Consider the following 18,168-nt stretch of genomic DNA (forward strand, 5'->3'; position numbering starts at 1 on the left):
GACTCGCAATTTTGAGAGGCATATCCACTGAAGTGGAAAAGATAACCTATGCTCTGCGGCTGGAAATGCCAGACCCATCGCAGTTCATGATTTTCGACATGCACGAATGCAGATTCGGACATGTCGAGAGGATGCAATGCGCCACATGATGAACTCTTCCACAAGCCACCCTGAAGCGACGCAACGCAATCCTTCGAATAAATAGAACAAACAGGACATTGTTCCCGACGTACAAGAATGGACATTGCTGTTCTTCTCTCTTGCGCAGCAGCAGGGATGCTTGCAGGAATTGGTGCAAGTCATTCCTTTCCACGCGGGTGGCTGACCGCCACTCTCGGAGGCACAGTGTGCGCCCTCCTTGCCGCGGGTCTGGTCCTGTCCGGACAACCTGTCTGGGAGTGGCGCAGCGCATGGGCGGTCGGGGGCGAGCGTCTGCTCGTGCGACTCGACGAAATCAGCGCCTTTTTCCTGCTCCTGCTCGGCGTCGTCGGATTTGCGGGCGCAATCTACAGCCGTGGATACTGGAACGAAGGCCGTCACCCGCGCTCGGCCCGCTCCGGGCGGCTGTGGTGGAACGCGATGCTCATGAGCATGGGGCTGGTACTGACGGCCGGCAACGGCCTGCACTTCCTCCTGGCCTGGGAATGCTTCGCCGTGAGCGCCTATTTCCTCGTCACCCTGGACCGCGCGAATCCCGAGGTCCGCGCCGCAGGCTGGATCTACCTGGCCGCCTCCCACGCCGGTACCCTGGCGCTCTTCGCCCTTTTCTCCACCCTGGCCGCGCGCACGGGGACCTGGGAACTGGGGCCCGTCCGCCATCTCGCGGGCCTTGCCCATCTCTACTGGCTTGCGTTGCTGGGCTTCGGCATCAAGGCCGGCGTCTTCCCCCTGCACATCTGGCTGCCCTCGGCCCACGCCAACGCCCCGAGCCACGTTTCCGCCCTCATGTCCGGCATGGCCATCAAGATGGGCGTGTTCGGCCTGGTCCGTTTCGGGTCTTGGCTGCCCATGCCCATGGGCGCGGGCTGGGCCGTAGCCGGGCTGGGCTGCGCCAGCGCCGTACTCGGGGTCGCCTTCGCCCTGGGGCAGCACGACCTCAAACGACTGCTGGCCTACCACAGCGTGGAGAACATCGGCATCATCCTCATGGGCCTGGGCTTCGCCATGATCGCCGCATCCCAGGGCCGACCGGAGTGGGGCGTCCTGGCCTTGGCCGGCGGCCTGCTCCACGTCTGGAATCACGGACTGTTCAAGGCCCTGCTCTTCCTGGGGGCCGGCTCGGTGCTCCATGCCGTGGGGACACGCGAAATGAGCCGTCTGGGGGGCCTGTGGAAGGCCATGCCCTGGACGGCAGGATTTTTCACCCTCGGGGCCATGGCCATCTGCGGCCTGCCGCCCCTGAACGGCTTCGTCAGCGAATGGCTGGTCTTTTCGGGCCTGTTCGACGCAAGCCGGTATCAGACCGGGGCGATCCTGGGCGCGGTGCCCGCGGCCATCCTGCTGGGGGCCACCGGCGCCCTGGCCCTGGCCTGCTTCATCAAGGTCTGCGGGGTCGTCTTCCTTGGCGCGCCCCGGACCGAGGCCGCCGGAAAGGCGCACGAATGCGGTCCCGGCATGCGCGGGGCCATGGCCGTCCTGGCGGGCGGGTGCCTGGTCATCGGCCTCGCCCCGGCCCTCCTCTGGCCGACGCTCATGCGCGTGGCCACGGCCTGGTTCGGACTCGCGGCGCCCCTGGACATCCCCAACCGTCTGACGCCGCTGGGCGCGGCCCATGTCCTGATCGCCCTGCCCGCCCTGGCTGCCGGGGCCCTGGCCTACCGGCTCCTGCGGCAACGCACGGCCCGGGCCCTGACCTGGGATTGCGGCTACGCCGAACCCACGCCGCGCATGCAGTACACCGCCGGGTCCTTCGCCGGCATCATCACCGGCTGGTTCGACTGGATTCTGCGGCCCATGGTCCACGCGGACCCGCCCGCGGATTTCTTTCCGGCCCATGCGTCCCGGACCTCGCACACGCCCGAGACGGTCCTCGAACGGGTCGTCAGCCCCTGCGGACTGGCCATCCTCAGGCTTTCGGATCTGGTCAGGGGCTTCCAGCACGGCCGGACCCAGGCCTACATTCTCTACCTGTGTGCGGCCATCCTCGCGCTGGCCCTGGCCATCCCCTTCAGCGGCGGGACGGCGCCCTGATCCATCAACCTTCACGCATCGACAACAGACATGTATCTCAACCTCATTCAGATCGCCGAGTCCTTTGGGGTCTCGGAACAACTCGTCCTCGAGTGGGTCAGAAACGAAGGCATGCCCCACGTGCATGACCGCGACCGCATCCTCTTCGAGCAGGACCAGGTCATGACCTGGGCGGCCCGCAACGGGCTGGCGGCCAACACGGGCTTCCTCGCCCAGCCGACGCCCGCCTTGGCCTCGAACCTGGACCTCGCCGCATTGGTGCGGCGCGGCGGAATCTGGCGCGACGTTGCGCCGGACGGCCTCACAGGCGTTCTCGAGCGCATCGTCCGCAGCCTGCCAGGCGTCCAGCCCGCAGTCCTCGACATGCTCGCCCGCCGCATCTGCACCCCGGAAGGGCTGACCATGGCCCCGACCGGCGGGGGCTTTGCCCTGCCCCACCCGGCCCGCGGCGTCTTCCTCGGCGAAGCCTGCGCCCTGGTCGCGGTCATCCTGCTGAACGCCCCTCTCGAAGGGACCAAGGGACCGGACAAAATCCCCGTCACACGGCTGCTTTTCTTCATCTCGCCCACACCGCGCCTGCATGTGGACATGCTCGGACTGCTGGCCCGCAGCATCGCTTCGGGCGTGTTGAGCGCGGCGCTGGATCAGGCTGCCGACGACGAGGCCCTGCAGCAGGCCCTCATCGAAGGCAGCGGACACGCCGTGCCCTTGAGACCCGGAGGGAGACGATGACCTCCGCATTGCTCGGAACGGCCGCCCTGGCCCTGGTCCTGGCCTGCGCCCTGGGGGCGCGTCCGCGCCTCTGGCTTGCGCTCAACAGCCTCGGCGCCCTGGCCGGCCTGGGCTCGGCGGCAACTGTCCTGACAGGCGGCCGGGAATGGGCCTTGAGGAGTTCCCTGACCCTGGGCGGGGAAAACGTCTTCTTGACCCTCGACGCCTTGAGCGCCCTCTTCCTGACGCTGGTCTGCCTGGTGGGCGGACTCGGGGCGCTCTATGCCTCGGAATACTGGCCCGACGAACACTTTCCGCGCTCCGCGCCCCGGGGGCGGTCGTGGTGGAGCGCCCTCGTGCTGTCCATGGGCCTGGTCCTGACCTGCGCCAACGGGCTGCACTTCCTCTTCGCCTGGGAAGCCTTCGCGCTGAGCGCCTACTTCCTCATCACCCTGGACCGGGAGCGCTCCGAAGTGCGCCGGGCCGGCTGGCTCTATCTGGCCGCCTCCCACGCCGGGACCATGGCCCTCTTCGCGTTTTTCTCGGCCCTGGCCGCGGGCGTCGGGACCTGGGACCTGGGCCCCCTGCGCGACCGGCCCGACCTGGCCCCGCTCTTCTGGCTGGCGCTGGTGGGCTTCGGGGTCAAGGCGGGCATGTTCCCCCTGCACATCTGGCTGCCCTCGGCCCACGCGGGCGCGCCGAGCCACGTCTCGGCCATCATGTCCGCCGTGGCCGTCAAGATGGGCGTGTATGGCATCGTCCGCTTCTCCGGCTGGCTGCCCGTGCCCGACGGCGCGGGTTGGGCGGTGCTCGGCATCGGCTGCGCAAGCGCCCTGATGGGCATCGTCTTCGCCATGGCCCAGAACGACATCAAGCGTCTGCTGGCCTACTGCACCGTGGAAAACGTCGGCATCATCCTCATCGGCCTGGGCCTGGCCCTGCTGGCCGCTGCCAACGGGCACCCCGCCTGGGGGCATGTCGCCCTGGCCGGGGCCCTGCTGCACGTCTTCAACCACTGTCTGTTCAAGACCCTGCTCTTCTTCGGCGCAGGCTCGGTCCTCCATGCCACGGGCACCCGCGACATGAGCCGCCTGGGCGGGCTGTGGCGAACCATGCCGTGGACCGCGGCCCTCTTCGCCGTCGGCGCGGCCGCCGTGTCCGGCCTGCCGCCGCTCAACGGCTTCGTCAGCGAGTGGGCCATCTACCAGGGCTTGCTCAAAGCCGTGGCCCAGAAGGGCGAGACCTTCGGCGTGCTGCCGGCCGTCATCGTCCTGGCCGGGACCGGCGCCCTGGCCCTGGGCGCGTTCGCCAAGGCTTCGGCCATCGTCTTTCTCGGCGCGCCCCGCGGCAAGACCTCGGGACACGCTGCCGAATGCGGCTTCGCCATGCGCGCGGCCATGGTCGTACCGGCAGCCGTCATGCTCTGCGCCGGCCTCATGCCCGGCTATTTTTTTAATATGGTGCAAGCCTGCATCGCGGCCTGGACGCCGCAGTGGGCCCCAGCCGCGCCCCCCATCCCGGTCCGGGCCATCGGCGGGGCGCACACGGCCCTGGCCTGCGCCCTGGCCGCCGCCGCGATCCTCGCCCTGCGCAAGGTGCGGGCGGGCGGCATCCGCCGGGGACCGACCTGGGACTGCGGCTACGCAGCTCCGAGTGCGCACATGCAGTACACCGGCGGGTCCTTCGCCGGCATCGTGACCGGCTGGTTCCGGTGGGCCCTGCGCCCCGAAAGGCGCATCCGCCGGGTCCGCGGCTATTTCCCGGAATCGGCCCTGGCCCTGGAGAGGGTCCCGGAAACCGTTCTGGAAAAGGGGATCGGACCCGCCGCCAGAACCGTCATGCTTCTGGCCGACGCGGCGCGGAGCCTGCAGCACGGACGACTGCACCTTTATATTCTGTATGTATTCCTCGGGGTCACGGCGCTGGGGATACTGGTCTTCCAGGGAGGGATGTGATGTCCGCGATCATGGATATTTTGCTGCGCCTGCTGGCCTGGCTGGTCCTGGCGCCGCTCGTTCCCGGCGTCATCAACAAGGTCAAGGCCTGGGTGGCCTGCAGGCAGGGACCGCCCGTGCTCCAGCTCTACTACGACCTGGCGCGCCTGTGGCGCAAAGGCGTGGTCGTCAGCACCCTGGCCTCGCCCGGCTTCGTCATCGCACCGGCCGTGGCCTGGGTGGCGGTGGTCGGCGCAGCCCTGCTGCTGCCCCTGGCCGGGGCCGGGGCGCCCGTGTCCTTCGACGGCGACGTGCTGCTCCTGATCTACCTCCTGGCCCTGGCCCGCTTCTGCACGGCCTGGGGCGCCATGGAAACGGGATCGGCCTTCGAGGGCATGGGCGCGGCCCGCGAGGTCAGCTACGCCGTGTTGGCCGAGGTCGGCATCATCACTGCCGTCCTGACCCTGGTGGTGCAGTCGGGCAGCATCTCCCTGTCGTCCATGTTCGCGCCGCTGCCCGGACCCAGCGCCGCCCTGTTGGCCGTGGGGCTCTTCATCATCCTGCTGGCCGAAAACTGCCGCGTGCCCTTTGACGACCCCAACACGCACCTGGAGCTGACCATGATCCACGAGGTCATGGTCCTGGACCACAGCGGGCCGCCCCTGGCCATGATCCTGCACGGCGCGTCGATCAAGCTGATGCTCTTCGCCGCCCTCCTGGCCCAGACCGTGCTGCCCCTGGCGGAACTGCCTCTGGCTGCGTCCGTCGCCGTCCTGGCCCTGGCCGTCCTGCTGACGGCCGTGGCCGTGGGTCTGGTGGAGTCCCTGACGGCACGCCTGGCCTTCCGCCGGGTACCGCTCCTGCTGACCATCGGTTTCCTGTTCTGCCTCTTTCCGCTGCTGCTGACATGGATGGGTGACATATGAACGATTCCCTCAATCTCCTCATCGGCCTGGCCATGGGCCTCAACCTCCTGGCCCTGGGCACCAGCCGGCTGCCCGTGCTGATCCGCGCCGTTGGCGCCCAGGGCGTGCTCCTGGGGCTGGTGCCGCTGGTCCTCGAAGCCCACGAACTGGACTGGCGCCTGGTGCTCATCACCCTGGCCACCGTGGCCGGCAAGGGCTTCCTCATCCCGGGGCTGCTGCACCGCGCCATGCGCACGGCCAACATCGCCCGCGAGCTGGAACCCTACATCGCCTACATCCCGTCCCTGCTGCTGGGGGCCGGGGCGACCATCGCGGCCGTGTCCCTGGCCCGCCACCTGCCGCTCCTGCCAGAGCACGCCGGGACCCTGCACGTGCCCGGGGCCATCGCCCTGATCCTGACCGGTTTCATCCTGCTCATCGGCCGGACCAAGGCCATCTCGCAGGTCTGCGGCTACCTGATCCTGGAAAACGGCATCTACCTCGCCGGCCTCCTGCTCATCCGCTCGACCCCGATCCTGGTGGAGTTCGGCATCCTGCTCGACGTCACCGTCGGCATCTTCGTCATCGGCATCATCGTCGACCGCATCCAGCGGGCCTTCGATTCCCTGGACACACGCAAACTCACGGCGCTGCACGAATGAACTCCATGCTTCTGATCCTCATCCCCGTGGTCGGCGCGGCCCTGGCGGCCATCTGGCCCGACAGGCGCACGCGCCCCCTGCTGCTGCCTGTGGTCGGCGCCGCGCACTTCGCCCTGTGCCTGTGGCTCATGGCCGCACCGGCGGCCGTAGACCCGGCCGCGTGGCTGGCCTTCGACCCCCTGGCCCGGGCCATCCTGCCCGGCGTGTCCCTGCTCTTCCTGGTCTGCGCCTGCTACGCGGCCAGCTACCTCCGGCTCAAGGAGCAGGGAAACAGGGTCTTCGTCGCGGCCCTGCTCCTGGTCCTGGGCCTGCTGAGCGCGGGGCACCAGGCCCGGCACCTGGGCATTCTGTGGATCGCCACCGAGGCCGTGACCCTGGCCTGCGTGCCCCTGATCCATTTCACGGGCACGCCGCGCGCCTTTGAGGCGACCTGGAAATACCTGCTGGTGGGCGGAACGGGCATCGCCCTGTCCCTGCTCGGATCCATCTGCCTGGGCTACGCCTCCCTGCACGGCGGCGGGTCCGGCGACATCACCTTCACGGCCCTGCTGGCCCACGGCCCGAGCCTGTCCAAAGCCTGGGTCCTGACGGCCTGGGTCCTGCTGCTGGTCGGGTACGGCACCAAGATGGGCCTGGCCCCCATGCACACCTGGAAGCCCGACACCTACGGCGAGAGCCCCGGTCTGGTCGGCGCGCTGCTGGCGGGCGGGGTCACGTCCGTGGCCTTCACGGCCATCCTGCGCGTCAAGTCGGTCATCGACGCGGCCGGGGAAGGGACCATGGCCGACCGCAGCCTTCTGGCCCTGGGCCTCTTCTCGACCCTGACCGCGGCCCTCTTCCTGCTGCGCACACGGGATTTCAAGCGCATGCTCGCCTATTCGAGCATCGAGCACATGGGCATCCTGTGCATCGCCTCGTCCTTCGGCAGCGCCGGAGTTTGGGCGGCCCTCTTCCATGTCTGGAGCAATGGCCTGACCAAGGGCACCCTCTTCCTGAGCGCCGGCAACCTGCAACGGGCCGCGGGGTCGGCCTCCATGGACGACGCGCGGGGCATGTCCAAAATCCTGCCGCACAACTCCAGGATATTCGTCGCGGGCATGTTCGCCATCACGGCCTGCCCGCCCTTCGGCCCCTTCTTCAGCGAACTGCTCATTGTCCGCACCGGCCTGGCGAGCGGCCACCCATGGGCCATCGGCCTTTTCCTGGTCTGCCTGCTGCTGGCCTTCTTCGGGCTGTCCCACGTGGTCTTCGCCATCGTCGACGGCCGGCCGCGCCTGAAGAAGCCCGACCCGGCCCACATCCGGGAGACCGCAGGCCTTGTCCTGCCGCCGCTGGCGCTGCTGGCCGCATCGCTCTGGCTCGGCCTCTTCACCCCGGCCATCCTCAAGGATGCCTGGTCCGCAGCAGTCCTTCAACTCTTCCCACTGCCATGAACACACTCGCACCGTTTTTCTCCTTCGCCAACGCATCCAGAGTCTCCTGGGCCTCGGTCCCGGTCTTTTCGGTGACCAAGCTCGTCCGCCTGACCGGCGAACTGATCCGGGGCGGCGCGCGCCTCGTGGCCTGGTTCGGGGTCCCGGACCATGACGAGACGACCCTGGTCGCCATCCTGGCCATGGACGACGACAGCATCCTCGGCGTGGCCCGCAGCGAACCCGTCAGCGGCTCGTACCCGTCCCTTACGCCCAAATACCCCCAGGCCCATCTTTTCGAGCGCGAGGTCTGGGAACAGCACGGGCTGGTCCCCGTCGGCCACCCGTGGCTCAAGCCCGTGCGGCACACCAACGGCGACGCGCCGGCCAACGCCCCCTTCTTCCGCGTGGAAGGCGGCGAGGTGCACGAAGTGGCCGTGGGGCCGGTCCACGCCGGAGTCATCGAACCCGGACACTTCCGCTTCCAGTGCGCCGGCGAGGAGGTCATGCATCTGGAGATCGCCCTGGGCTACCAGCACCGCGGCGTGGAGGATGCCCTGGCCGGCGGTCCCCACCGCGGCACCGTGTTCCAGATGGAGGCCGTGGCCGGAGATACGACCATCGCCCATGCCACGGCTCACGCCATGGTCATGGAGGCCCTGGCCGGCGTCGAGGCGCCCTTGCGCGCCCAGTGGCTCAGAGCCGTGGCCCTGGAACTCGAGCGCCTGGCCAACCACACCGGCGACATGGGCGCCCTGGCCATGGACGTGGCCTTTCTGCCGACCTCGTCCGCCTGCGGCAAGATCAGGGGCGACTTCCTGAACCTCACGGCGCTGCTGTGCGGCAACCGCTTCGGCCGCGGCCTGGTCCGCCCCGGCGGGTGCATGCACGACCTGGAGCCGGAGCGCCTGGCCACCCTGGTCGAACGGCTGAAAACCCACATGGCGGATGTCGAGCAGGCCATGGCCTGGTTCTGGGACGCGGCTTCGGTGCGCGTGCGCTTCCGTAACGTCGGCGTCGTGCACCCGCCCCAGGCCGTAAACATAGGGCTGGTCGGCCCCGCGGCGCGGGCCTGCGGGCTGGTCCGGGACGTGCGCTTCGACCACCCGGCGGGCTGGCACCGCTTCTCCCAGGCCCCTGTGGCGGTCTGGCCCAGCGGCGATATCTTCGCCCGGGCCCGCGTGAGGTCCCTGGAAGTGCAGCGTTCGGGCCGCTATCTTTTCGAACAGCTGGCCGAACCCGTGGACGGCGAACTGCGCACCGCACTTGGAGCACCCCAGCCCGAAGCCCTGGCCGTGGCCCTGGTGGAGGGATGGCGCGGCGAGGTCTGCCACGTGGCCCTGACGGGCCATGACGGACGCTTCCGGCGCTACAAGATCAAGGACCCGTCCTTCCACAACTGGTCCGGCCTGGCCCTGGCCCTGCGCGGCACGGCCGTCTCGGACTTTCCCATCTGCAACAAGAGCTTCAACCTGTCCTACTGCGGGTTCGATCTGTAAGGGGAGCGCTCATGTACATTTTCGACACCCTCATGAACCGCATGCGCCGCGGCTGCCAGACCATGGCCTACCCCCACGGCCCGGCCCCGGCCCTGCCCGACCGCCACGGCGGCGCCCTGCGCCTGGATGCCTCGGCCTGCCCGGCAGGCTGCGACGCATGCGCCGAAGTCTGCCCCACGGGCGCCATCTCGCGGCAACCCGGATCGAGCACAACACTGGACCTCGGCCGCTGCCTGTTCTGCGGGGCCTGCACCAAGGCCTGTCCCCACGGCGCCGTGACGCGCACAAGCGACCACCGCCTGGCGGTGCGTCGCCGGGACGACCTGCTCCTGGGCAAGCCCGGCGAGGAGGAGTTGCGCCTGGCCGAAGCCCTGGACAAAAAGATGAAGAGCCTCCTGGGACGCTCCCTGCGCCTGCGGCAGGTCAGCGCCGGCGGGTGCTGCGCCTGCGAGGCGGACATCAACGTGCTCGGGACCATCGGCTGGGACCTGGGCCGCTTCGGCATCCAGTACGTGGCCTCGCCGCGCCACGCCGACGGCGTGCTCATCACCGGCCCCGTGACCAAGGGCATGGAGCTGGCCCTGCGCAAGACCTGGGAGGCCGTACCCGAACCGCGCATCGCCATCGCCCTGGGCGCCTGCGCCATCAGCGGCGGGCCCTTTATCGGCCACCCGCAGCACAACGGCGGGGCCGACCCGGTGGTGCCCATCGACCTCTACATTCCCGGCTGCCCGCCCCACCCCCTGACCATCCTCGACGGGTTCCTGCGCCTGCTGGGGCGCCTCGAAGAACAGAAAGGCTGATCTTTCGGGACGCAACTCCCTGGAAAAAAGACGCAAAAAAGGGCCGGGATCGCTCCCGGCCCTTTTTTTGGCTATGGCAAATCGGCTTAGTACATGCCGCCCATGCCGCCCATGCCGCCACCGGGCATGGCCGGGGCAGCCTCTTCCTTGGGCTTCTCGGCGATGGCGCACTCGGTGGTCAGCAGCAGGGAGGCCACGGAAGCGGCGTTCTGCAGGGCGATGCGGGTCACCTTCTTGGGGTCGATGACGCCGGACTTGAGCAGGTCTTCGTACTCGCCGGTGGCGGCGTTGTAGCCGAAGTCTTCCTTGCCGTGGCGGACCTTGTCGATGACCACGGCGCCTTCGACGCCGGCATTGCCGCAGATCATGCGGATGGGCTCCTCGATGGCTCGGCGGATGACCTGGACGCCTGCGGCCTCGTCGTCATCGGCGGGCTTCACGGAATCCAGGACGGCCTGGCAGCGCACCAGGGCGACACCGCCGCCGGGCACGATGCCCTCTTCAACGGCGGCGCGGGTGGCGTTCAGGGCGTCTTCCACGCGGGCCTTCTTTTCCTTCATCTCGGTCTCGGTGGCGGCACCGACGTTGATCACGGCGACGCCGCCGACGATCTTGGCCAGGCGCTCCTGCAGCTTCTCACGGTCGTAATCGGAGGTGGTCTCCTCGATCTCGTTGCGGATCTGCTTCACGCGAGCCTTGATGGCTTCGGCTTCGCCGGCGCCGTCGACGATGGTGGTGTTTTCCTTGTCGATGACCACGCGCTTGGCGGAACCGAGCTGGTTCAGGGCGATGCTTTCGAGCTTGACGCCCAGATCATCGGACACGACTTCGCCGCCGGTCAGGATGGCGATGTCCTGCAGCATGGCCTTGCGGCGCTCGCCGAAGCCGGGGGCCTTGACGGCCACGACCTGCAGGGTGCCGCGCAGCTTGTTGACGACCAGCGTGGCCAGGGCTTCGCCTTCGATGTCCTCGGCGATGATGACCAGGGGCTTGCCCATCTTGGCGGCCTGCTCCAGAACGGGGAGCAGTTCCTTCATGTTGGAGATCTTCTTCTCGTTGATGAGGATCAGCGGGTTGTCCATTTCGCAGACCATCTTGTCGGGGTTGGTCACGAAGTAGGGGGACAGGTAGCCGCGGTCGAACTGCATGCCTTCGACGACGTCAAGGGTGGTTTCCAGGCCCTTGGCCTCTTCAACGGTGATGACGCCTTCCTTGCCGACCTTGCTCATGGCCTCGGCAATGATGTTGCCGATGGTGGAGTCGTTGTTGGCGGAAATGGTGCCGACCTGGGCGATTTCCTTCTGGTCGCGGGTGGGCTTGGCCAGCTTGTCCAGGCTCGCGATGACGGCCTCGACGGCCTTGTCGATGCCGCGCTTGATGGACATGGGATTGCGGCCGGCTGCGACCAGCTTGATGCCCTCGTGGAAGATGGCCTGGGCCAGGATGGTGGCGGTGGTGGTGCCGTCACCGGCGATGTCGGAAGTCTTGGAGGCAACTTCCTTGACCATCTGGGCACCCATGTTCTCGAACTTGTCTTCCAGTTCGATCTCCTTGGCCACGGTCACGCCGTCCTTGGTGATGATGGGGGAGCCGAAGGACTTTTCGATGACGACGTTGCGGCCCTTGGGTCCGAGGGTGACCTTGACGGCATCGGCCAGGGTGTCCACGCCCTTCTTCAGTCTTTCACGGGCCTTGGCGTCGAACTTGATAACTTTAGCAGCCATGTGTGCGTCTCCTTGTGTAATGAAAGATTAGGCTTCGATAACGGCGAGGATGTCGTCCTCGCGCATGATGAGCAGTTCTTCGCCGTCGATCTTGACTTCGGTGCCGGCGTACTTGTTGAAGATCACCTTGTCGCCGGTCTTGACGCCCATGGGGATCTGCTTTCCGTCATCGGCGACCTTGCCGGGGCCGGCGGCAACCACTTCACCCTTGATGGGCTTTTCCTTGGCGGAGTCAGGGATGATGATGCCGCCTTTGGTTACCTGTTCCTCTTCGAGACGCTTGACCAGGATACGGTCGTGCAACGGTCTGAGCTTCATGTTTTCCTCCAAGATGTTTAAGAATTGCTTCCGAATAGATAAAATTTCTGGCACTCTTCACCAACAAGTGCCAACACGCGGGCCTGTTCGTTCCTCGCCGGTCCGCGCAAGACAGAGGCCCAAATAATCCCTGCCCCGGTGAAGTCAAGGGCGACCGCGCAAAAAAATTTCATGAGCATCTGGATTTTTCCGCGGCCGGCCTGCGCGTCTTGTGATTCCGGCCGAGGCAGGCTATTGATTTCGCCTTGAAAACGCGTCCCGGCCCGGACGGGACGACACCGCAGACAAGGACACGCCCATGCTCGACATCAAATTCGTTCGCTCCAATACCGACGACGTCAAGGAAGGCCTGCGCAAAAGACGCAGCAAGCTCGACCTCCACGAGTTCCTGGCCATCGACCAGAAGCGCCGCGATCTCCTGCTGGAGGCCGAGGAACTCAAGGCCCGCCGCAACCAGGCCTCGGGAGACATCGCCCGCATGAAGAAGACCGGCGAGAACGCCGACGCCCTCCTGGCCGAACTCGGGGCCATGTCAGTCCGCATCAAGGCCCTCGACGAGGAACTGAAGGACATCGACGGCCAGACCGAGCAGTGGGTCATGTCCATCCCCAACGTGCCGCACCCCTCGGTCCCCGAGGGCGTGGACGACGCGGACAACGTGCAGGTCCGTACCTGGGGCGCCAAGCCCGAGCTGGACTTCGCGCCCAAGGAGCACTGGGAGCTGGGCACGGCCCTGGGGGGCCTGGACTTCGAGACCGCGGCCAAGATCACGGGCAGCCGCTTCGTGCTCCTGAAGGGCTGGGCCGCGCGCATGGAGCGGGCGCTCATCAGCCTCATGCTCGACGTGCAGACCATGGAGAACGGCTACGACGAGGTCATGCCGCCGGTCATCGTCAACCGCGAGAGCCTCCTGGGCACGGGGCAACTCCCAAAATTTGAAGAGGACCTCTTCCGCCTGGGCGACTCCAACTACTACCTCATCCCCACGGCCGAGGTCCCGGTGACCAACATCTACCGCGACACGACCCTGGCCGAAGGCGCCCTGCCCATCGCCCACTGCGCCTACACGGCCTGCTTCCGCTCCGAGGCCGGGTCCTACGGCAAGGACACCAAGGGCATGATCCGCCAGCACCAGTTCGACAAGGTGGAGCTGGTGCGCTTCGTCCACCCGGACACGTCCTACGACGAACTGGAAAAGCTGCTGGGCCACGCCGAGAGCATCCTGCAGAGGCTGGGTCTGCACTACCGGGTGGTCACGCTGTGCGCCGGAGATTTGGGCTTTTCATCCGCGAAAACTTACGATATAGAAGTTTGGTTGCCCGGTCAGGACAAGTATCGCGAGATCTCGTCCTGCTCCAACTTCGAGGACTTCCAGGCCCGCCGGGCCGGGATCCGCTTCAAGCCGGCAGCCTCGAAGAAGAGCAGGCTGGTGCACACCCTGAATGGCTCGGGTCTGGCCGTCGGCCGGACAATGGTAGCGATTCTGGAGAATTACCAGCAGGCCGACGGGTCGGTCATCGTCCCCGAAGCCCTGCGTCCGTACATGAACGGACAGGAAAGGATCGAACTGAAAAAAGGGTGACTTTCCGGCTTGACAAGCAGATGGCCCGACTATAGAAGCGTCTTCTCTTTCGGGCCGTTAACTCAGACGGTAGAGTATCTGCCTTTTAAGCAGAGAGTCGAAGGTTCGATCCCTTCACGGCCCACCAAAACCTTGCGTCCCCATCGTCTAGTGGCCTAGGACGGCGGCCTCTCACGCCGCTAACAGGGGTTCAAACCCCCTTGGGGACGCCACTTTTTTTTCATCGACGCGAATCATGCGTCCCCATCGTCTAGCTAGGTCCAGGACACCGGCCTTTCACGCCGATAACAGGGGTTCAAATCCCCTTGGGGACGCCACTTTTTTTTGGGCGATCGTTCAACGGCAGGACAGCGGACTCTGACTCCGTCAATCTTAGTTCGAATCTAAGTCGCCCAGCCACGTCCCCATCGTCTAGCTAGGTCCAGGACACCGGCCTTTCACGCCGATAACAGGGGTTCAAATCCCCTTGGGGACGCCATCTTTTCTCTCGCAGGCCCCGGGCTACCGCCCGGGGCCTTTTGCGTTCTCCGCCCGCCCCAACCCTTCCCGACAGACAGCGTCCGAAATCCCGGCAACTTTTGACGCGTACCGTCAAATTGTTTATCGTCATCAGTGCCGGCGCACCTGTCGCTGCCAGACCCGGACTTCAAACACGGAGAACAACCATGGACCCAACCCGGCTCATTCCCCAAGCCCTCCCCATCCCCGTGGAGTGGGGATGGTTCTACCTTTTCCAAGTACTGACCTTTATACTCCACATCCTGGTCATGAACGTCATGCTGGGCGCGTCCATCATCGCCCTGGTCCACCACCTGCGCGGAAAGCGCGAAACGGAGCCCCTGACCAGGACCATTTCCGTGAAACTGCCCTTCACCGTCGCCTTCGCCGTCAACTTCGGCGTGGCGCCGCTGCTCTTCATGCAGGTCCTCTACGGCCAGTTCCTGTACACGAGCAGCGTGCTCATGGCCGTCTACTGGCTGGCCGTCGTCGGGCTGGTCATCGCCGCGTACGGGAGCGCCTACATCTATGACTTCCGCTACGTATCCCTGGGCGGACTGAAGACCGCGTTCATCGGCCTGACGACGCTATGCCTGCTGGCCACGGGCTTCATCTTCACCAACAACATGACCCTCATGCTCAACCCCGAGACGTGGGCTACGTATTTCGACAACCCCGGCGGAACGATCCTCAATCTTACCGACCCGACGGTGCTGCCGCGCTATCTGCACATCGTCGCCTCGTCCACGGCTCTGGGCGGCCTGGCCCTGGCCCTGCTGTACCAGCGCCGCACGGATGACCCGCAGGCTGGCCGCTGGGTACGCCACGGCATGAACTGGTACGCATTCTCGACGGTCGTGCAGATGGCCCTGGGGCTGTGGTTCCTCACGGCTTTGCCCGCGCGGGTCTCGCAGCTTCTGCTTGGCGGGTCCCTGCCGCACACCCTGGTCTTCGCCGCCGGGGCCGTGCTCGGCATATTCAGCATCAGCAACGCCTTGCGCTACAACGTCCGCACCACCGCCATCATTTCCGTGACCACCATCTCCCTCATGGTCTATCTGCGCGACATGGTCCGCGACGCCTACCTGAGCCCGTACTTCCAGGTCAGCGATCGCGTCGTGACCGGCGAATACTCTCCCTTCGTCCTCTTCGTCCTGACCCTCGTCGCCGGAATCGCCATCATCGTCTGGATGCTCAGAACCGCGTCCACCGACACGGAGGTGCGCTCATGAACTTTCCGATCTGGGAACTCCACTGGGCGGGCGGCGGCCTGCTCATCGCCCTGATTTCCGTCTTCCACGTCTATATCGCCCATTTCGCCGTGGGCGGCGGCCTGTTCCTCGTGCTCACGGAACTGCTCGCCTACCGGCGCGACTCCCCGGAAATCCTGGCCTACGCCAAGCGGCACACCAAGTTCTTCCTGCTCGTGACCATGGTCCTGGGCGGCATCACGGGCGTCGGCATCTGGTTCATCATCTCGCTCGTCGCACCGGCGGCAACGGCGAGCCTCATCCACACCTTCGTTTTCGGCTGGGCCATCGAGTGGGTCTTCTTCCTGAGCGAAATCGTATCCCTGTTCATCTACTACTACACTTTCGGCAGGATGAGCAGGCGCAACCACCTCGCCATGGGCTGGCTCTATTTCTTCTTCGGATGGATGTCGCTCTTCATGATCAACGGCATCATCGGCTTCATGCTTACGCCCGGCGACTGGCCGGCCACGAGGAGCTTCTGGGACGGGTTCTTCAACCAGACCTTCTGGCCGGCCCTGGCCTTCAGGACCTTCATCGCCGTGATGTTCGCCGGGCTCTACGGCTTCGTCACCGCCACCTGGGAGAAGGACGCCCCGACCCGCGAGGCCATGGTCCGCTACAGCGCCCTGTGGCTTCTCCTGCCTTTCGCCCTGCTGCTTCTGTCGGGCTGGTGGTACATCCAGGTCCTGCCCGCAGGCCCCAAGGCCATGATCCTCGGGGCCAACCCCGAAATCGTCCCCTTCCTCGAGGGTTTCATCCAGATCTCGGCCGTCCTCTTCGTGGGCGGCCTGATCATGGCGATCAAGATGCCGGCCGCGGTCAAACGGCCCATGGCCGTGGCCCTGCTCGTCGTCGGCCTCATGTACATGGGCTGCTTCGAGTGGATGCGCGAAGCCGGACGCCGGCCGTACCTCATCTACGGGCACATGTACTCCAACGCCATCCTGGCCGGGACCGAGGACGCCATCGCCGAGCAGGGCTTCCTGGCGACCTCGGGCTGGAACCGCTACCAGGAGGCCACCCCCGAGAACGCCCTGGACGCCGGGCGGGAGATCTTCCGCGGCCAGTGCTCGTCCTGCCATTCCATCGGCGGCCCACTAAACGATATCAAGCCCCTGACGGCGGCGTTCGACCAATTCGGCATGGAGTCCATGATCCGGGGCATGGGCACGGTCCACGCCTACATGCCGCGCTTCGCGGGCACGGCCCGGGAGCGCGAAGCCCTGGCGTCCTACATCGTGCAGAAATTGAACGGGCGGACGCCCGCGGCCGAGCCTCCCGCGCCGCCAGCCTTGGCAGGGCCGGAAATTCCGCCCTTTGATGCGGAAAACGGGGAATATGTTCTGCTGGCCTGGTGCACGCTTGGCGAAAAGTGCATCTCGGACTGCGACGCGCATCTCTCCTTTCTCCCGCCCGGCAGCGTCCTGACGGCCCAACTCGTGCGTCGCGACCCGCGTCCGGAGATCGTGACCCAGGGCGTAAAGATCTCCTTCATCCCTCCCGCGGGCTTCGAAAACCCGAGCAGGCACGTGGACTTCTGGCAATACGCGCCGTCACTGGTCGGCAAGGAACTCCCGGAAAACGTCAGCGCCAAGGGACTCGGCCTGTCCGGGGACATGAAGCTCAACGAAAAGAACCTGACCTTCGTGGCCGACGGCATCCCGGTGCTGCCCTACACGGACGACGGCGGCGTCAACCCGTACCCAGTCTTCACTATCGAGGCCCGGGACGCCGCCCGCGGCGAACTCCTGGCCACGACCAGGGTCGTGGCGCCCGTGTCCACGGAGATCGGGTGCAAGCACTGCCACGGCGGCGAGTGGAGACGCGACGACGTCACGGGCATCTCCGCCGCGACCGCCTCGGACGTCCTGGCCCGCCATGACCGCCGGCACAAGACCGACCTTCAGGCCCAGGCCGCGAGCGGCCGGCCCGTGCTCTGCCAGAGCTGTCACCCCGACCCGCTGCTGAACGCCGCAGGCCGCCCGGAACTGCTCAACCTGCCGACGGCCATACACGGGTTTCATGCCAATTACATGACCGGCATGGAGGGGGCTCAGGCCTGCCGCGCCTGCCATCCGGAAAGCTTCACCCGTTGCGCCCGCGGCGTGCATGCCACGCAGGCCGGGCTGACCTGCGTCAACTGTCACGGCACCATGGAGGACCACGCCCTGTCCCTGCTCAAGGCCGAAAAAGAGGCGGGCAAGGCCAAGGCCGAACGGCTCATGCGGCACGTCAGGCCCAGACTCGTGGCCACGGTGGATGAAATCGTGCCGCGCCAACCCTGGAAGGACGAGCCCGAGTGCCTGACCTGCCACGTGGACTTCGCCCCCCCGCAGGGCGACCAGGCCTTCAACCAGTGGGTGCGCGGCCCCGAGGGGCTCTACCGTACCCGCACCGACGACGCGGGGCTGATGTGCGAGGCCTGCCACGGGCCGACCCACGCCGAATACCCGGCCGTGAACCCGTTCCACCCCGACCTCGACGCCATCCAGCCCCTGCAGTACCAGGGCGCGCCCGGCCCCATCGGCTCGGGAGGCAACTGCGCCGTGTGCCACACCGAGGAAATGCTGGACGAGTTCCACCACCCCAACATCCTGGGCGGCAACTGATGAACCCGTCTGCCCGGACCGGACACGGTCCGGGCAGACGCCTTTCCGGAAAGGTGCGACTCCAGCGC

Annotated in this window: 13 protein-coding genes and 5 tRNA genes; 16 read left to right on the plus strand and 2 right to left on the minus strand. The window is 66.6% G+C overall.

Going from position 1 to position 18,168, the window contains the following annotated elements:
* Positions 1 to 345 precede the first annotated feature (345 nt).
* From ACYQ3G_RS16920 to ACYQ3G_RS16955, 8 genes are read left to right on the plus strand one after another with little or no spacing between them, the layout of a single operon-like run.
* Positions 346 to 2,190 (plus strand): proton-conducting transporter transmembrane domain-containing protein, encoded by a 1,845-nt coding sequence (locus ACYQ3G_RS16920; RefSeq protein ID WP_459827821.1) that lies wholly within the window; start codon positions 346 to 348, stop codon positions 2,188 to 2,190.
* A gap of 30 nt (positions 2,191 to 2,220) precedes the next feature.
* On the plus strand, positions 2,221 to 2,922 hold the full coding sequence (locus tag ACYQ3G_RS16925) for a hypothetical protein (RefSeq protein ID WP_459827824.1): 702 nt from the start codon (positions 2,221 to 2,223) through the stop codon (positions 2,920 to 2,922).
* Complete coding sequence (locus tag ACYQ3G_RS16930) at positions 2,919 to 4,856, plus strand: proton-conducting transporter transmembrane domain-containing protein (RefSeq protein ID WP_459827827.1); 1,938 nt, start codon at positions 2,919 to 2,921, stop codon at positions 4,854 to 4,856. Before ACYQ3G_RS16925 ends, ACYQ3G_RS16930 begins: the two co-directional genes overlap by 4 nt.
* On the plus strand, positions 4,856 to 5,761 hold the full coding sequence (locus ACYQ3G_RS16935) for a respiratory chain complex I subunit 1 family protein (protein WP_459827829.1): 906 nt from the start codon (positions 4,856 to 4,858) through the stop codon (positions 5,759 to 5,761). Before ACYQ3G_RS16930 ends, ACYQ3G_RS16935 begins: the two co-directional genes overlap by 1 nt.
* On the plus strand, positions 5,758 to 6,402 hold the full coding sequence (locus tag ACYQ3G_RS16940) for a hydrogenase (protein WP_028576519.1): 645 nt from the start codon (positions 5,758 to 5,760) through the stop codon (positions 6,400 to 6,402). Before ACYQ3G_RS16935 ends, ACYQ3G_RS16940 begins: the two co-directional genes overlap by 4 nt.
* On the plus strand, positions 6,399 to 7,835 hold the full coding sequence (locus ACYQ3G_RS16945; protein ID WP_459827833.1) for a complex I subunit 5 family protein: 1,437 nt from the start codon (positions 6,399 to 6,401) through the stop codon (positions 7,833 to 7,835). Before ACYQ3G_RS16940 ends, ACYQ3G_RS16945 begins: the two co-directional genes overlap by 4 nt.
* Entirely contained in the window at positions 7,832 to 9,313 is a 1,482-nt protein-coding gene (locus tag ACYQ3G_RS16950; protein ID WP_459827836.1) for a hydrogenase large subunit, read from the plus strand. Before ACYQ3G_RS16945 ends, ACYQ3G_RS16950 begins: the two co-directional genes overlap by 4 nt.
* An 11-nt stretch (positions 9,314 to 9,324) precedes the next feature.
* Positions 9,325 to 10,116 (plus strand): NADH-quinone oxidoreductase subunit B family protein, encoded by a 792-nt coding sequence (locus tag ACYQ3G_RS16955; protein WP_459827839.1) that lies wholly within the window; start codon positions 9,325 to 9,327, stop codon positions 10,114 to 10,116.
* An 86-nt stretch (positions 10,117 to 10,202) separates the two neighbouring features.
* On the opposite strand, the gene groL is transcribed toward ACYQ3G_RS16955, so the two are convergent.
* Entirely contained in the window at positions 10,203 to 11,840 is a 1,638-nt protein-coding gene (groL, locus tag ACYQ3G_RS16960; protein WP_028576523.1) for a chaperonin GroEL, read from the minus strand.
* 27 nt (positions 11,841 to 11,867) lie between these two features.
* Positions 11,868 to 12,158: a co-chaperone GroES gene (gene groES / locus ACYQ3G_RS16965; protein ID WP_028576524.1), complete on the minus strand. Its 291-nt coding sequence runs from the start codon at positions 12,156 to 12,158 to the stop codon at positions 11,868 to 11,870.
* Between the two features lie 298 nt (positions 12,159 to 12,456).
* Here groES and serS point away from each other — a divergent pair, with 298 nt between their 5' ends.
* From serS to ACYQ3G_RS17005, 8 genes are all read left to right on the plus strand, one after another.
* Positions 12,457 to 13,740 carry a serine--tRNA ligase gene (serS, locus tag ACYQ3G_RS16970; protein WP_459827843.1) on the plus strand — a complete coding sequence of 428 codons (1,284 nt, stop codon included), beginning with the start codon at positions 12,457 to 12,459 and terminating at the stop codon, positions 13,738 to 13,740.
* A gap of 51 nt (positions 13,741 to 13,791) precedes the next feature.
* A tRNA-Lys gene (locus tag ACYQ3G_RS16975) sits at positions 13,792 to 13,867 on the plus strand.
* A gap of 9 nt (positions 13,868 to 13,876) precedes the next feature.
* Positions 13,877 to 13,952, plus strand: a tRNA-Glu gene (locus ACYQ3G_RS16980).
* Positions 13,953 to 13,979: 27 nt separating this feature from the next.
* Positions 13,980 to 14,057 (plus strand) — tRNA-Glu (locus ACYQ3G_RS16985).
* Between the two features lie 8 nt (positions 14,058 to 14,065).
* Positions 14,066 to 14,139 (plus strand) — tRNA-Gln (locus ACYQ3G_RS16990).
* A gap of 1 nt (position 14,140) precedes the next feature.
* Positions 14,141 to 14,218 (plus strand) — tRNA-Glu (locus ACYQ3G_RS16995).
* Positions 14,219 to 14,405: 187 nt separating this feature from the next.
* Positions 14,406 to 15,470, plus strand: coding sequence for a hypothetical protein (locus ACYQ3G_RS17000; RefSeq protein WP_459827846.1), 1,065 nt, complete (start codon positions 14,406 to 14,408; stop codon positions 15,468 to 15,470).
* Complete coding sequence (locus ACYQ3G_RS17005) at positions 15,467 to 18,100, plus strand: cytochrome ubiquinol oxidase subunit I (RefSeq protein ID WP_459827849.1); 2,634 nt, start codon at positions 15,467 to 15,469, stop codon at positions 18,098 to 18,100. The genes ACYQ3G_RS17000 and ACYQ3G_RS17005 overlap by 4 nt, the downstream gene beginning before the upstream one ends.
* Positions 18,101 to 18,168: the final 68 nt, after the last annotated feature.

The organism is Desulfomicrobium salsuginis (assembly GCF_054657795.1).

Coding starts and splice junctions, on each gene's coding strand:
- ACYQ3G_RS16940 (WP_028576519.1), top strand. CDS start 5,758: ATGAACGATTCCCTCAATCTCCTCATCGGCCTGGCCATGGGCCTCAAC.
- ACYQ3G_RS16955 (WP_459827839.1), top strand. CDS start 9,325: ATGTACATTTTCGACACCCTCATGAACCGCATGCGCCGCGGCTGCCAG.
- ACYQ3G_RS16945 (WP_459827833.1), top strand. CDS start 6,399: ATGAACTCCATGCTTCTGATCCTCATCCCCGTGGTCGGCGCGGCCCTG.
- serS (WP_459827843.1), top strand. CDS start 12,457: ATGCTCGACATCAAATTCGTTCGCTCCAATACCGACGACGTCAAGGAA.
- ACYQ3G_RS16930 (WP_459827827.1), top strand. CDS start 2,919: ATGACCTCCGCATTGCTCGGAACGGCCGCCCTGGCCCTGGTCCTGGCC.
- ACYQ3G_RS16950 (WP_459827836.1), top strand. CDS start 7,832: ATGAACACACTCGCACCGTTTTTCTCCTTCGCCAACGCATCCAGAGTC.
- ACYQ3G_RS17000 (WP_459827846.1), top strand. CDS start 14,406: ATGGACCCAACCCGGCTCATTCCCCAAGCCCTCCCCATCCCCGTGGAG.
- groES (WP_028576524.1), bottom strand. CDS start 12,158: ATGAAGCTCAGACCGTTGCACGACCGTATCCTGGTCAAGCGTCTCGAA.
- ACYQ3G_RS16925 (WP_459827824.1), top strand. CDS start 2,221: ATGTATCTCAACCTCATTCAGATCGCCGAGTCCTTTGGGGTCTCGGAA.
- ACYQ3G_RS16935 (WP_459827829.1), top strand. CDS start 4,856: ATGTCCGCGATCATGGATATTTTGCTGCGCCTGCTGGCCTGGCTGGTC.
- groL (WP_028576523.1), bottom strand. CDS start 11,840: ATGGCTGCTAAAGTTATCAAGTTCGACGCCAAGGCCCGTGAAAGACTG.
- ACYQ3G_RS17005 (WP_459827849.1), top strand. CDS start 15,467: ATGAACTTTCCGATCTGGGAACTCCACTGGGCGGGCGGCGGCCTGCTC.